Origin of the sequence: Hydrogenophaga sp. SNF1 (assembly GCF_034421675.1) — a bacterium.
Taxonomy (GTDB): Bacteria; Pseudomonadota; Gammaproteobacteria; order Burkholderiales; family Burkholderiaceae_C; genus Hydrogenophaga; species Hydrogenophaga borbori.
In genome coordinates, this window is record NZ_CP139793.1 from 1,050,566 (window position 1) to 1,064,407 (window position 13,842).

Genomic DNA, 13,842 nt, shown 5'->3' on the forward strand with positions numbered 1-13,842 from the left:
GGCGGCACGATGAACCCGAAAGAAGGCATCGACGCGCTGGGCGTCGACCTGAGAGGGCGGCACGCCCTGATCCTGGGCGTGGGCGGCATCGGCTGGGCCCTCGCGCGCATCTGCGCGGCCCTCGGCGCGCGCCTGACCCTGGTCGACCGGCAGCTGCCCGCCGAGGACCTGCGAAACACCCTGTGCGCGGCGGCCTCGCACCGGTGGCTGGCGATGGACCTGTCCGAGGCCTCGGCGCAGGACCGCCTGCTGGCGCAGTGCGGCGACGTCGATGCGCTGGCCATCACCAGCGCGGTGTGCCCGGACGAGTCCGGGCTCGACCCCGCGTCCGCCGCTTGGGACGAGAGCTTCGAGGCCGTGTTCCGCATCAACGTGGCGGCGCCGCTGCGGCTGAGCCTGCGCATGCTCGAGGCCATGGCCGCGCGCGGCCAGGGGCGCATCGTGCTGGTGGGGTCCATGGCGGCGCGCAATGGCGGCTTGCTGGCCGGTGGCCAGTACGCGGCGAGCAAGGGCGCCCTGCACACCGCGGCGCGCTGGCTGGCGCAGCGCGCCGCGCCGCGCGGCGTGAGCGTCAACGCCGTCGCGCCCGGGGTCACGCTGACCCCCATGATCGAGGGCCGCTCGTACGACGCCTCGCGCATCCCGCTGGGGCGGGCCGCGGAGCCAGTGGAGGTGGCGCGGATCATCGCGTTTCTGATGAGCCCGGCGGCCAGCTACGTGCAAGGCCAGGTCATCGACGTCAACGGAGGGGCCTGGATTGGCTGAGACACACGCATTCGAGGGGCGCTGGTCTCTCATCACCGGCGGTGCCAGCGGCATCGGCCTGGCCTGCGCGCAGGCGCTGGCGCAAGAAGGCAGTGCCCTGGTGCTGCTGGACGTGGACGCGGCCGGCCTGGCGGCGGCGCGCTCGCGCCTGTCCTCGCTGGGCGTGGCGGTCGAGACGCGCGAGGTCGATGTGTCCGATGCGGCTGCGCTGGAGGGCATCGCCGCCGATCTCGACGCGCGTGGCGTGCGGGTCGAGCACATGGTGCTGGCCGCTGGCGTGCTGCAGCCCATGCATGGCATCGACACGCTGGACCTGGCCGTGCACGACCGGGTCTGGCGCATCAACTACCACGGCAGCTACCACTGCTGCCGCCTGTGGGGCGAGCGCATGCGGGTGGCCGGGCGCGGCGCCATCGTCACCGTGTCCTCGGTCACCGCGCAGCGCGCCACGCCGCTGCTGGCCTACGGTCCCGCCAAGGCGGCGCTGGAGAACCTGACGGCCTCCCTGTCCGTGGCCTACGCGCCGCACGGTGTGCGCATCAATGCCGTGGCGCCCGGCTTCACGCTGACGCAGGCGTTGCAGGACAAGATCGATGCCGGCCTGCGCGACGCGGATGCCATCCTGTCGCAGGTGCCCATGGGCCGCTTCGCGACTCCCCAGGAGATCGCCGCCAGCGTGCGCTTCCTGCTGTCCGACCAGGCCGCCGCGGTCACGGGCACCACCCTGGTGGTGGACTGCGGCTGGCTGGCGGGCTCCGGCTGGCAGACTTACCAGCCGATGCCGCGGCGCTGAAAGGGTCCCCATGCATTTCAATCACGGTGTTTTCGGCCTGTTGTGGCGCACCGCCACGCAGCGGCCCCAGGCCCCGGCCGTGGCCCTGGGCGAACGGGTCGTGGCGCGCTACGGCGATCTGCTCGAGCGCGCCCTGGACGTGTCGGCGGGGCTGGCCCGCCTGGGCTGCCGGCCCGGCGACCGGGTGGTGATCTTCATGAAGAACCAGCCCGAGTGGTTGGCCCTGATGTTCGGCTGCTGGGCGCGTGGCCTGGTGGTCGTGCCGGTCAACGTGAAGCTGCACGCGCGCGAACTGGCCTTCATCCTGGACGACTGCCAGGCGCGCGCGCTGTTCCACGACCCGGGCCACCAGGACGCGCTGGACGCGCTCGGCCTGGTGCCGCGCACGCCCGGAATCGCGGTCGGCGGCGCCGACTACCAGCGCCTGCTGGGCGCGCCCCCGATGGCGCCCGAACCGGTGGCCCCGGACGCCCTGGCCTGGCTGTTCTACACCAGCGGCACCACCGGACGGCCCAAGGGCGCCATGCTCAGCCACGCCAACCTGCTGGCGATGGCCTGCGCCTACGCCAACGACGTCGAGCCCGAAGGCATGGGCCGCGCCATCCTGCACGCGGCGCCCATGTCGCATGGCTCGGGCCTGTACATCCTGCCGCACGTGCTGCACGGCTCGCTGCACATCTGCCCCGAGTCGCGCGGCTTCGAGGTCGACGAGATCGATCGGCTGATGGCCGTGCACCGGGGCGTGTCGATGTTCGCCGCGCCGACCATGGTCACCCGGCTCACGCTGTCGGCGGTCACCGACCTGCCCGGCCTGCAGACGCTCGTCTATGGCGGCGGGCCGATGTACGTGGCCGACTGCGTGCAGGCCATGGATCGCTTCGGCGAACGCCTGGCGCAGATCTACGGCCAGGGCGAAACGCCCATGACCATCAGCTCGCTGACACGCTCGCAGCACGAGCGCGGCCACCCCCGGCTGCAGGCGCGCCTGGCCTCCTGCGGCTACGCGCAGACCGGCGTGCAGATCCGCATCCTGGACGATCGCGGCGAGGCCCTGCCGGTCGGCGAGACGGGCGAGATCGTGGTGCGCGCGCCCACGGTCATGCTGGGCTACTGGAACCTGCCGGACGCGACCCGCAAAACCCTCCGGGATGGCTGGCTCTACACGGGCGACGTCGGCGCCTTCGACGCGGACGGCCTGCTGACGCTGAAGGACCGCAGCAAGGACGTGATCATCAGCGGCGGCACCAACATCTACCCGCGCGAGGTCGAGGAGGTGCTGCTGCGCCACCCCGCGGTCCGCGAGGTGTGTGTGCTCGGCATGCCGGACGCCGATTGGGGCGAATCGGTGGTGGCCGTCTACAGCTGCCGCGACGGCGAGGCCGCCACGGCGCAGGAGCTGGACCAGCTCTGCATCGAGCACATCGCGCGCTTCAAGCGGCCCAAGCGCTACCTGCAGGCCGCGGAGCTGCCCAAGAACGCCGCCGGCAAGATCCTCAAAGCGCAGTTGCGCGAGCAACTGGCGGCATCCGGCCAGGCCGACTGAGCGGTTCCACGGCGGCCGATGGTGCGCGCGCGCGAGATCGCGTTCCCTTGGCCACGCCGGTCGCCGCGCGGGGAAGGCACCCGCTTGCGATGGGCCGATATCGGTTAAAACGCCGCCATGTCCCGACCCGATGTCCTCATGCACCGGGCCACCGAGGCCCTGTACGACGCTGTGATCGACCCAGCCGCCTGGGACGATGCCATGCGGGCGCTGCGCGCCCTGTTCCATTCGCGGGTGGAAGCCTTGTACTGCCTGGACCTGCGCGCGCGCGCCCTGCGGCCCGTTCGCGTCGAAGGCGTCGAGCGGGCACAGATCAAACGCTTCTCGGCCAGTTTCTACCTGCCCGACAACCCCTGTCTGAAAACGCCCGAGTTGCACCGGCCCGGCGTGGTCCGCACCGACGAACGCATGCTCGCTCACCTGGGAGACCCGCAGGCCCTGCGGCGCTCGACCTATTTCAACGAGTGGCTGCGGCCGCAGGACCTCGCGCACACCATGGGCATCACCCCGTGGGCAGAGGAGGGCTTGGTGCTCAACTTCAGCCTGCTGCGCGAGCCCGGTCGCGGCGCCTTCGGTGGTGCCGAGCAACGCCGCCTGGATCGGCTCGCGAGGCACATGGAACGCGCCATGCGCATGGTGGTGAAGCTCGACACGCTCACGCAGCGTTGCAGCGACAGCACGATGGCCCTCGATCGGGTGGAGCAGGGCATGGCCGTGCTCGACGCGCGAGGGGCCTTGCTGCAGGCCAACCAGGCGGCGCTGCGGCTGCTCGCGCGGGGCAAGGGCTTCTGCTTGCGCAGCGGCCGGCTCGCCGCTCGCGAGCCGCAAGACCAGGCGCGTGTCGATGCCCTGCTGAACGCCTGCACGGCCGGCAGCACCCGGGCCGAACCGCTCCAGCCGGCCGCGCTCGTGGTCCAGGGGCTGGTGCTGCAGATGACACCCCTGCGCAGCACGCGCAGCGTGTTCGTGTCGCCGCAGGCGGCCGTCCTCGTGAGCCTGTCGGAGCCGCTGGCGCTGCCGCTCGCGCAGGCGCGCGAGACGCTGTCCGCGCTGTTCGGCTTTACCAGGGCCGAAGCGCGGCTGGCGCTGTCGCTGATGGACGGGGGCGGACTGCGCGAAGCCGCGTCGCGCGCGCGCATGAGCTATGCCACCGCGCGCTGGTACCTGAAGATCCTGTTCCAGAAGACCGGGTCCACGCGACAGAGCGAACTGATCGCGCTGCTGGTGCGGGTCACGCAGTCGGCCCGCCCGCTGCAGACGCACTGAGGTCGTGACCCCGCCCGCCAGCGCCGCGGGTCTCGCACCGTTCATTGGTGTACCTCTCATTTGGGGGGTGTGTCGCGTGCCCGCGCGACCTAGCATGCGCCCATCACATCCGAGGACAGTCGATATGCGTTACGCCGTTTCCCGGCGCGCCTCGGCCGGGCTGCTCGCCATGGCCGCCGCGTTGTGCCAGCCCGCCGTGGCCCAAGCCTCGTTCGACATCGTGGGCTTGCGCCCCGGCATGAGCGAAGCCGAAGCGATGGCAGCGCTCAGCGCACACCGGCCCGGCATGCGCGTGCAGAAGCGCCACATGGCCTACAGCTACAGCGACGGCGTGCAGCAGCTCAACACGCCGTCCTTTCTGTACGAGCTGTGGGTGAGCTTCGACGACGCGCAAGGCCGCGAGGATTTTCGGCTCTACTTCGCGCCGCCGCCCAGCGCCTCGCGCGTGCTCGGCGTGACGCGGCAACTGAGCCTGAAGGCACCACCCACGCAGGCCCAGCTCGGCGCCCAGCTGACGCAGCGTTACGGCGCGCCCACCACCAGCGGCAAGAGCAACGCCACCACCAACCTCGTTTGGGGGGAACCCGGCAAACCCATGTGCTGGCGCAGCACGCCCAACACCACGGTGATCGGGGTGGGCGAGGCATCCGACATCCTGAGCAGTCTCAAGCGCGGCCAGGACAAGGGCCATGTGCCGCGAGACCCGTCGACCTGCGGGCTGGCCGCAGCCGCCAGCATGGCTGGCGAGCCGGTGCGCAACCTCACGGTTCGGTTGGTGGACTACGGCGCCTGGGCCGGCACGCACCAGAAGGCCAAGGACTGGGTGGAGCAGCAACGGCAAGGGGCCGTGAAGGCGCGGTTGTCGCGCGGCGCGGCGCCCAAGCTCTGAGCGCCCCATGGCACCGCGTTCGTGCTGGCTGGCCGCGCTGTGCTTCACGACCGCAGCGGCGACCTGGGCCCAGCCTGCGGGGCCGCGCCTGTTGTTCGGCGACATGGCCGGCCGCTTGCCCGTGGCCGAGCAGCAGGCCATCTTCCGCCTGCTCGACTACCGGCTCGCCCCGGGTGGCAAGGCCTTGATCGCGCCCGATTGCGGCGAGATCGCGCACGAGACCGAGGTGCTCGACCTCAACAGCGACGGTGTGCCCGAGGTGCTGGTGATCGCGGGCAATGCCTGCACCTCGGGTCATACCGGCTCGTCGGTGTTTCTGTTCGTGAAAGACGCGCAGGGCCGCTATGCGCAGCAACTGGGTTTTCCCGGCGCGAGCGTCACGCCGCTGCCCACACGAACCCAGGGCTGGCCGGACCTGCGCATCGGTACCGCGGGCTTCTGCGAGCCGGTGTGGGCGTGGAAGGGTTCGGCCTACGACCTGAAGTGCAGCGTGGAAACGCAGCGTCGGGGCTGTCAGGGGCGGGGGCCGGTGAAGCTGTGCCGGCGTTGAGGCCCTATCCAACGCCCCGCAAGTCGAGGCATCGGGTCCGCGGCACCCCATGCGACGTCGGCACCGCTGGCCTCCCCACCGGGATCGACCGAACCCCCGGTCGACAGACAGTCGGCCCGTGCCGGCCTGAGCGCGTTGCGACGGGTGCCAGGGGCGCCGGGAGAAACGCCCGGGGCCTGCGCCATTCAGCGCCATGCCTCGCGTTCAGCCAACAAAAAAGCCCCTGCACTGCAGGGGCCTCAGACTCGCTGGCGGTGGAGGTAGGACGCAGCGAACCACTCTCAGCTTCGTTGAACACCAGCGAGCGCTGATTTCATGTTTTCGTACCGACTTCAAAGGGGCGCGCGCGCGCGCTTTTTTTGTCCGTTAAAGGGCGGTTTTTGCCCTGACCATCGTGAACTACGCGATGACCGGCCTCGCGTGCGATGCGGTGGCTGCGCTTACCGGCGACGCCGCGTGGGAGCAGTGGCTGGGGGGCGCTACGACGCAACGCCCGTCTGAAGCCCAAGTCCACGCTTCAGAGCGCGACGGGCTTGGCACAGCCGTGCATTGCGCAGAAGTCCATGGGCATGACGGGTGGCTCGTTCAACACGCGGGAGTTCTTCCACGGCGCTACGCCGTTCGCGCTGCGCATGGTGGAGATGACACCCCAGGTGCTCGCCTTTGCCGCTCCGCTACTCGTCATCGCGTGCCGGCTGGGCATGCGCGCTGGGGTTGGAATATGCGGGCCTTCTGGTGAAGCGCTGGTTGTTCTTCGCACAGGCACACCATCCGAAGACCCTCTACTACTAAGCAGAGTCGTGAGTACAGGGTCGTCTTGCATGGGCTCGCGACAAGAAGACGACACATATGTCGACTTCCACAGAATCCTGGGCTGGTGAATCAGTGGTTCGAGAACAGGCGCTTCCCAGCGAACGGAAGATTGACCCGCAATATGGTCGCACTGGCCGATTCAGTGATGAAAAGCGTTTTGCGGTCCTGGCCACCGAAGGCGAGGTTGGTTGTGCCACGCCCACTCGGCGCATCGATCCGAAGCACCGGAACACCGAGCGGGTCGAACACCCAGACCACACCCATCCCCACGTGCGCGACGAGCAGGTGCCCATCTTCGGACATTGCGAGACCGTCCGGCCCGGTCCCGCCGCTGAGTTGGACGAACAGCCCCACACGGCGAGCCCGGCCTTGGGGGGCCAGCGCCAAGGGGATGTTCCACACAGCGTTGGCGCGCGTGACCGCCACGTGCAGCGTCTTCTCATCCGCACTCAGCACTATGCCGTTCGGGCTGGGTGCGTTGTCCACAAGCAGATCCAGGCGACCATCTGCACGCAGGCAGAAAACCCGACCTGCCGGCGCCTCCAGGCCGCTGCTGCCCTGGTCGGTGAAGTAGAGGTCGCCGGTACTGGAGAAGTGCAGGTCGTTGAGCCCCCGAAAGGGCTCGCCACCGAATCCGGCCAGCACCGTCTCCACTCGGCCGCTGACCGGCTCCAGCGTGAGCAGGCCACGCTGGTGATCGGCGATGAAGATGCGACCGTCCGCATGGAACTTGAGCCCATTGGGGTTTCCGTCGTATTGCGCGGCGAGTTCGAAGCGTCCTGCCGGATCGATCCGGAAGATGCGCCCGTAGACCATGTCCACGCACCACAGATTGCCCTGCGCGTCGAATGACGGTCCTTCCAGCAAGGAGTCACGAATGACACCGTTGCGCACGATGGGTTTGTCGCGCACGCGAAACGCATCAGGCAGGCGCGAAAATACTTCTGCGCATACAGGGGGCGGCGGTGCAAACATCATTGGTGCGGTGACTTCGGGGCGTAGTGGGTCTTCAGGGCTTCTTGTTCAGTCCCGCGGCTTCGATGACCTTGGCCCATTTGCGGAACTCACGAACCTGGGACGCAGCAAAGGCCGCTGGCGGTTCGTCGTACAGATCCAGACCCTGGTCCGCGATGATCTTGCGGTTGGCATCCTTGTGCAGGATGGCATGGATGTCCCTATAGAGCTGGTCGACCTGGTCTTTCTGCATGCCCTTGGGCCCGAGAAATCCATACCACGCAATGCATTCGTAGTCCGGAAAACCCAGCTCCGCCACGGTGGGAACATCTGGTAGTTGTCGCCAGCGCTGCTTGCCTGTCACGGCCAGTGCACGCAGTCTTCCTGCCTGGATGAGGGGTTGGGCGACGGTGGTGTTCAAGAACGAACCGCGCACCTGGCCGCCCAGCATGGCGACCTGAAGCTGCGACGAACCGCCATAGGGAACGTACAGAAAGCGTGCACCTGTGTATTGTTCGAGCAGCAGCCCTGCAAGGTGACTGGCATTGCCAACGCCTGCGGTGCCCAGCGTGAACGAGCCGGGTTTGGTACGTGCTTGCTCGACGAAGCCGGCGAAGTCCTTGACCGTGTCGGTTGCCAGCACAGTGACCACAAACGGTTGGTAGGCAAAACCGCCAATCGCGGTGAAGTCATTCACCGGATCGTAGGGCAGGGGCAACAGCGGTGCATTCATCACATGTGCGGCGGTCGCCACCAGCAAGGCGCTGCCGTCGGGGGCAGCACGCGCCACCACGGCAGCCCCGATGCTTGTGCCGGCGCCGGGGCGGTTCTCCACGATCACCGGGCCCTTGGCATTGGGTCGCATCTCGTCGGCCACCATGCGGCCCATCACGTCTGCCGGTCCCGCCGGCGAGAAGGGCACGATGATGCGCGTGGTGTGATCGGCCTGCGCCCAAGCAGGCCATCCTGTCAGGGATGCCGTCGCGGCCAAGCCAGCGACCAGCGTCGCACGTCGCGAAACGCGCGGGACGTCGGGTTTCCTTGCCACCTGCACGTTGATTTCATGCCTCATGTTTGTCTCCTTGGTTGATGTCTGCACTTGCCTCTGACTGCCTATCCCTGCGACAGGCGCACGGAATGTGGGCCGAGTTCGCTGACAGCGCAGCAGCCCATGAGGCCCATCACGCGGTCGATCTCGGTTCGATAGATTTGCAGCGCACGTCGCGCGCCGGGCTCGCCTGCTGCTGCCGTTCCATAGAGGGTGCCTCGCCCAATCAGCACCGCACTTGCGCCAAGCGCGAGCGCCTTGATCACGTCGCTTCCTCGGCGAAAGCCGCTGTCCACAAGCACCGGCACGCTCTTGGCTATCGCGTCGACGATCTCGGGCAACACCTCGATGGGCGCAGGTGCGGCATCGAGGTTCCTTCCACCGTGGTTGGAGACCAGTACCGCGTCGGCACCATGCGACGCAGCGATGCGTGCATCCGCCGCATTCATGATTCCCTTGATGATCAGGGGGCCCTTCCACACACGCCGCAACTCTTTCACGTCCTCCCAGTTCAGCGACTGGTTGTTGATCAGCGTGCGGCGCTCGATCTTGCGGGAGGTGACCTTCTCGCGAACCTCTTTTGGGTAGTTCTTGAACTCGGGCATGCCACCATCAACAAGATAACGACCCAACGTGCCGAGCATCCAGCGCGGGTGCATGAGCACATCCGCAACGTTGCGGGTGGTGAAGCGAAACGGTGCTGTGTAGCCGTTGCGGGTGTTGTACTCGCGGTTGGGTGACACGGCGCCATCCACGGTGAGAATCAGCGCTTCGCAGCCGGCGGCGCGGGCCCTGTCGATCATCTCGTAGGACAGCTTGCGCTCGGGCCACATGTAGACCTGGTACCACAAGCGGCCGCCGGCGCGTTCGGCAATGTCTTCCAGCGCGGCCACAGACGTGGTCGCCAGTGAGAAAGGAATGCCGGCCGCCGCTGCCGCCCGAGCCAGCGCGACCTCGCCGTCGTACCACAGCAGGCCGGCCACGCCGGTGGGAGAGATGATCACGGGCATCTCCTGTCGCTTGCCGAACAGTTCCGTGTGCTGGGACCGATGCGTGACATCCACCAGGACTCGGGCATTGAGTTGGATGCGCTGCAAAGCTGTACGGTTGTTGGCGAGTGCCACTTCGTCCTCCGTGCCCCGGTCGAGGAACTCGAAGAATGCACGCGGCAGGCGTCGCTTTGCCAGCATGCGCAAGTCTTCGATGTTCGCGGCGTTGTCGATCCGGTGGGCCATGGCGTCAGTCCTTCGCCTGCGCGGCGCGCAGGGCCGCGAACGAGTTGAGGCGGTGAGAAAATTCGCGCTCCTCGCTGGTGATGATCTCCAGCAGCACGGGTCGGCCTTCACGGGTTTGCTCCCGCGCACGCTCAAAGGCTGCAGCCAGTTCACCGGGGTCATCCACTCGTTCGCCCACACCGCCCAGGTCGCGCGCAATGTTGGCGTAGCTGCCACCAATGTCCCGGGTGCGATAGAGCGAGTGCGAGAGTTCCATGTTGCGGGTTTCCACCGCCATCGTGGCGTTGTTGAACACCACGGTGCAGATGGGCGCACCCACGCGTACGGCAGTCTCGAAATCAAGTCCCGTCATGCCGAACGCGGCATCGCCCATGAAGTTCACGCAGAACTTGTCCTGTGCGGCGAGCTTGGCGCCGATCGTTAGACCCAAGCCTGTACCAAGCGCGTGCGACTTTCCCCAGCCCAGATAGCTGTGGGGTGTGGTGGCTTCGTAGAACGGCAGGATCTGATCGCGCGGGCTGCCGGAGTCGTGGGTGACGATGGCTTCGTGCGCGGCAATGACCTTGGAGAACTCGTGGATGGCGCGATAAGGCGTGATGGGTTTGGCGTTGCTTTTCAGACGCGGTAACCATTCGGCCAGCCAGGCCTGCTTGGCGGCTGCAATTGCCGGCGCGGGACTGGTGCGGGCAGGGGCGCCCCGCAGTCGCTCGCGCACCGCCTCGATCAGTTGGCGCAGCACGAGCTTGGCATCGCCCAGAATGGTTGCGTCGGTTTCGTAGCCCTTGTACAGATCGCGCGGATCGGACACGGCATGAATGATGGTCTTGTCTGCCACCGGCATGACCCGGTTGGTCAGGTGGTGGCGTGTCAGGCTGCTGCCGATGGCCAGCACCAGGTCGGCGTCGGCCAGGAAGCGCTGCCCATGACCGGTGAGCACCGCGCCCGAGGTGCCTAGCGACAAAGGGTGGTTCTCCGGGAAGGCGCTCTTGCCTTCCACCGTGGTGAGCACGGGCAGTCCCACCAGCTCGGCCAGCTCGAGCAGCTCGGCGCACGCGTCTGCGTAGAAGATGCCTTGTCCAGCCTGAACGATCGGGCAACGGGCTTTGAGCAGCAGCGCCGCCGCGTCGTCCACATCGCTTGGGTCACCGGCGCTGCGGGAGGTTCTCACACCGCGGTACTGAAGGTCGAACTCACCGAGTTCGTGTTCCACCAGGTCCATCGGAAACTCCACCATCACCGGCCCCAGGCGGCCATTCTTCAACTGCGAGATGGCGCGGCGCATCACATTGGGCGTTTCTTCCGGAACAACGATCTCTTCCACGTTCTTTGTGACGCTGGCGTAAGTGCGCGAAGAGCGGAACGTCGGTGCTACCTGCGCCACTTCGCGACGATGGCCCAGCGGCAGCAGCAGCAGTGGCGTGGAGTCGGAGAAGGCAGTGGCAATGCCGGAGAAGGCGTTCTCGGCGCCCGGACCGTACTGCATGGCAAACGCCCCGAAAGGCTTGCCGTCCTTGATGCGGGTATAGCCGTTGGCCATGTCGACGCCGACACGCTCCTGGCGACACAGCACTGGTCGAATGCCTGCCTGTGCGGCCGCTTCGATGACGGGTGTTGTGGGGTAACAAAACAAGGTGTCGACGCCTTCACGCTTGAGCATGTGCGCGACGAGATCCATGACTCGCAAAGTGTTCCTCCAGCGCGGGAATTCGCGCCCGGAAGAAATTGTGGGTATGCTCTTCTAATACCACAAGTGCATTTATATGATCACGTTGATATCAAAAATGGATCAAAAGAGCGAGATTCTTGCGTGCGCACCCGATTGAGCATTCAGGAGCTGGAGGCCGTGGTGGATGTGGCCGAAACTTTGAGCTTTCGCGCCTCGGCGCAGCGAAGCTTCGTATCGCAGCCTGCGCTCAGCCGCACCATTGCAGCTGCAGAGAGCAAGCTCGGCACGCGTCTGTTCGATCGCAATACCCGGCATGTGCAACTCACCGCGGCCGGGCGAGAACTCTTGCCGGTGGCTCAGCGCATCGTGTTCGAGTTGCGTGACTCGTTGAGCGATCTGTCGGAATTCGTAGCCGGGCGGACAGGAGAGTTCACCATTGCCAGCGTGCCTGCGGTTGCCGCGGCTGTGCTGCCCCAGCCCATGCAGGCCTTCCTGCAGCGGCACCCCAAGGTCGGTATCAAACTGCTGCCGGTGGTGGCAACCGACGTGCTGAACATGGTCGCCAGTGGCAGCGCACAGGTGGGATTCTGTTCGCTCCCGCCCGACGAACCTGAAGGCGACGGGAGTCGTTTTGAATTCACGGCGTTCTCCGAAGATGACCTGATGCTGCTGTGCTCAAGCCAAGACGCCATGGCTCGCCGAAAAGGTGTGACTCTTGAAGCATTCGAGCAGCGTCCCTACATCGCCAATGGGCCGGCCAGCAGTCTTCGTCCCATGGTTGAACGTCTGTTCGTGAAGGCTGGCCTGGCCGTCAAGCCACGCTACGAATCAGCCAACATCTCCGTCACAGCGGCCATGGTGGCAGCGGGCCTGGGGGTGGCTGCCGTGCCGGCGCTCACAAGCAGCCTCATGAACACGGCGGGGTTGAGCTTCGTGCCGATCCAGCCCAGGGTGTCCCGCGCTCTTGGCGTGCTGACCCGCCGGGGGCGGTCCTTGTCGCGTGCGGTGGAGCTCTTCATGGAGGAGTTCTATCGTTTCCACGCCACCGCACTTGGTCCCACGCCGACGGCAGACGGTGATCTGCCGCGTGGGTTTCCCAAAGGCTTTCGAATGACGCCGGTGGCGGTCAAGCGAGCGGCTCGCACATCACGCGCTTCTTCCGCCAGATCTTCTCGTTGAACGCTTCGCTCATGCAGACACGAAACACCGCAATCTTCATTACTGCCGCAGGCGAACCTGAGGTGCTCCAGGTGCGCAGCGCCGACATGCCCACCCCGGCAGAGGACGAACTCCTCGTAGAGGTCGCTTTCGCCGGCGTCAATCGCCACGACTGCAATCAACGCCGCCGTGGCCCCACACCGGCCCACTGCGACATCCCGGGCCTTGAAGTCAGCGGCACCGTGCGCGCGGTCGGCGCCAAGGTGCGCGGCATCGCCGTGGGCACATTGGTGTGCGCGCTGGCCGATGGCGGGGGCTATGCCCGCTTTGCCTGTGTGCCGGCCGCTCACGCGTTCGAGGTGCCCGAGGGCATATCGCTCGAGCAGGCCGCGGCACTGCCGGAAGCCCTGTTCACCGTGTGGCACAACTTCTTCGGCGTGGCGCAACTCGCGGGCGGCGAAAGTGTGCTGGTCCATGGGGGCACGAGCGGGGTGGGCAGCGTCGCCATTCAACTGCTGAGCGCACTCGGGCATCCGGTCTACGCAACCTGCGGCTCAGAGGCCAAGTGCGAGATCGCCATGGGCCTCGGTGCAACCGCGGCCATTCACTACCGCGCCCAGGCCTTTGAGCAAGAGGTCGCGCGTCTCACACAGGGGCGTGGGGTCGATGTCGTGCTCGACATGGCCGGCGCAGCATACGGTGCGCGAAATCTGCAGGCCTTGGCGCATCGGGGGCGGATGGTGCACCTGGCCCCAGGCGACGGCGCCGACTTCAGCGCGCCCCTGCGCACCATCATGGCCAAGGAGGCGAAGATCACCGGTTCGCTGTTGCGCCCGCTACCCACCGAGGAGAAGACGCTGATTGCACGTCGCTTGCGTCAGGTGGCCTGGCCTTTGGTGGGCAGCGGCCGCGTGCGGCCCCTAATCGAGGCGGTTTTGCCGCTGGAGAACGCTGCCGAAGCGCACAGGCGGCTGGAGAGCGGCGCGGTGGCCGGCAAGCTGTTGTTGAGCACGGCGCCGGGGGGCAGCGTGTAAGCTACGCGCATGCTTGCGGGGGTGCCGAGCAAACCTGGCGGGTCCGAGGCGTTGAGATGGCAGGCGGGCTTGATCTGCGCACACCTTTGGCGCCGCATCGCGCCGCCGCCAGGGCGCTGGGTCGAGAG

12 protein-coding genes are annotated in these 13,842 nt (G+C 67.1%); 8 read left to right on the forward strand and 4 right to left on the reverse strand.

What is annotated here, in order from left to right; genetic code table 11:
* The first annotated feature begins 9 nt into the window (after nt 1-9).
* The 6 genes from SOM08_RS05120 (at nt 10) to SOM08_RS05145 (ending at nt 5,806) form a co-directional block, all read left to right on the forward strand.
* Entirely contained in the window at nt 10-765 is a 756-nt protein-coding gene (locus tag SOM08_RS05120) for an SDR family NAD(P)-dependent oxidoreductase (RefSeq protein WP_322470159.1), read from the forward strand.
* On the forward strand, nt 758-1,558 hold the full coding sequence (locus SOM08_RS05125) for an SDR family oxidoreductase (RefSeq protein WP_322470160.1): 801 nt from the start codon (nt 758-760) through the stop codon (nt 1,556-1,558). The genes SOM08_RS05120 and SOM08_RS05125 overlap by 8 nt, the downstream gene beginning before the upstream one ends.
* Nucleotides 1,559-1,568: 10 nt before the next feature.
* Nucleotides 1,569-3,101, forward strand: coding sequence for a class I adenylate-forming enzyme family protein (locus SOM08_RS05130; RefSeq protein ID WP_116958254.1), 1,533 nt, complete (start codon nt 1,569-1,571; stop codon nt 3,099-3,101).
* 117 nt (nt 3,102-3,218) lie between these two features.
* Nucleotides 3,219-4,367 (forward strand): hypothetical protein, encoded by a 1,149-nt coding sequence (locus SOM08_RS05135; protein WP_322470161.1) that lies wholly within the window; start codon nt 3,219-3,221, stop codon nt 4,365-4,367.
* A 124-nt stretch (nt 4,368-4,491) separates the two neighbouring features.
* Nucleotides 4,492-5,256 carry a hypothetical protein gene (locus tag SOM08_RS05140; RefSeq protein ID WP_116958252.1) on the forward strand — a complete coding sequence of 255 codons (765 nt, stop codon included), beginning with the start codon at nt 4,492-4,494 and terminating at the stop codon, nt 5,254-5,256.
* A 7-nt stretch (nt 5,257-5,263) separates the two neighbouring features.
* Nucleotides 5,264-5,806, forward strand: a complete 543-nt coding sequence (locus SOM08_RS05145) for a hypothetical protein (RefSeq protein WP_116958251.1) — start codon at nt 5,264-5,266, stop codon at nt 5,804-5,806.
* Nucleotides 5,807-6,688: 882 nt separating this feature from the next.
* On the opposite strand, the gene SOM08_RS05150 is transcribed toward SOM08_RS05145, so the two are convergent.
* The 4 genes from SOM08_RS05150 to SOM08_RS05165 all read right to left on the reverse strand — a co-directional run bounded on the left by SOM08_RS05150 (nt 6,689) and on the right by SOM08_RS05165 (nt 11,531).
* Nucleotides 6,689-7,531 (reverse strand): SMP-30/gluconolactonase/LRE family protein, encoded by an 843-nt coding sequence (locus SOM08_RS05150; protein WP_322470162.1) that lies wholly within the window; start codon nt 7,529-7,531, stop codon nt 6,689-6,691.
* Nucleotides 7,532-7,628: 97 nt separating this feature from the next.
* On the reverse strand, nt 7,629-8,645 hold the full coding sequence (locus SOM08_RS05155; protein ID WP_322470163.1) for a tripartite tricarboxylate transporter substrate binding protein: 1,017 nt from the start codon (nt 8,643-8,645) through the stop codon (nt 7,629-7,631).
* Nucleotides 8,646-8,686: 41 nt separating this feature from the next.
* Entirely contained in the window at nt 8,687-9,856 is a 1,170-nt protein-coding gene (locus tag SOM08_RS05160) for an alpha-hydroxy acid oxidase (protein WP_322470164.1), read from the reverse strand.
* Nucleotides 9,857-9,860: 4 nt separating this feature from the next.
* Entirely contained in the window at nt 9,861-11,531 is a 1,671-nt protein-coding gene (locus tag SOM08_RS05165) for a thiamine pyrophosphate-requiring protein (protein WP_416186997.1), read from the reverse strand.
* Between the two features lie 132 nt (nt 11,532-11,663).
* Here SOM08_RS05165 and SOM08_RS05170 point away from each other — a divergent pair, with 132 nt between their 5' ends.
* Together SOM08_RS05170 and SOM08_RS05175 are read left to right on the forward strand one after the other, a co-directional pair.
* The gene (locus tag SOM08_RS05170) at nt 11,664-12,701 is read left to right on the forward strand and encodes a LysR family transcriptional regulator (protein WP_322470166.1); all 1,038 of its coding nucleotides are present in this window, start codon (nt 11,664-11,666) and stop codon (nt 12,699-12,701) included.
* Nucleotides 12,698-13,714 (forward strand): NAD(P)H-quinone oxidoreductase, encoded by a 1,017-nt coding sequence (locus SOM08_RS05175; protein ID WP_322470167.1) that lies wholly within the window; start codon nt 12,698-12,700, stop codon nt 13,712-13,714. Before SOM08_RS05170 ends, SOM08_RS05175 begins: the two co-directional genes overlap by 4 nt.
* Nucleotides 13,715-13,842: the final 128 nt, after the last annotated feature.

What these genes read in the sequence shown, in the direction of transcription:
- SOM08_RS05160 (WP_322470164.1), bottom strand. Translation starts at nt 9,856, where the DNA reads ATGGCCCACCGGATCGACAACGCCGCGAACATCGAAGACTTGCGCATG.
- SOM08_RS05145 (WP_116958251.1), top strand. Translation starts at nt 5,264, where the DNA reads ATGGCACCGCGTTCGTGCTGGCTGGCCGCGCTGTGCTTCACGACCGCA.
- SOM08_RS05130 (WP_116958254.1), top strand. Translation starts at nt 1,569, where the DNA reads ATGCATTTCAATCACGGTGTTTTCGGCCTGTTGTGGCGCACCGCCACG.
- SOM08_RS05120 (WP_322470159.1), top strand. Translation starts at nt 10, where the DNA reads ATGAACCCGAAAGAAGGCATCGACGCGCTGGGCGTCGACCTGAGAGGG.
- SOM08_RS05140 (WP_116958252.1), top strand. Translation starts at nt 4,492, where the DNA reads ATGCGTTACGCCGTTTCCCGGCGCGCCTCGGCCGGGCTGCTCGCCATG.
- SOM08_RS05135 (WP_322470161.1), top strand. Translation starts at nt 3,219, where the DNA reads ATGTCCCGACCCGATGTCCTCATGCACCGGGCCACCGAGGCCCTGTAC.
- SOM08_RS05165 (WP_416186997.1), bottom strand. Translation starts at nt 11,531, where the DNA reads ATGGATCTCGTCGCGCACATGCTCAAGCGTGAAGGCGTCGACACCTTG.
- SOM08_RS05155 (WP_322470163.1), bottom strand. Translation starts at nt 8,645, where the DNA reads ATGAGGCATGAAATCAACGTGCAGGTGGCAAGGAAACCCGACGTCCCG.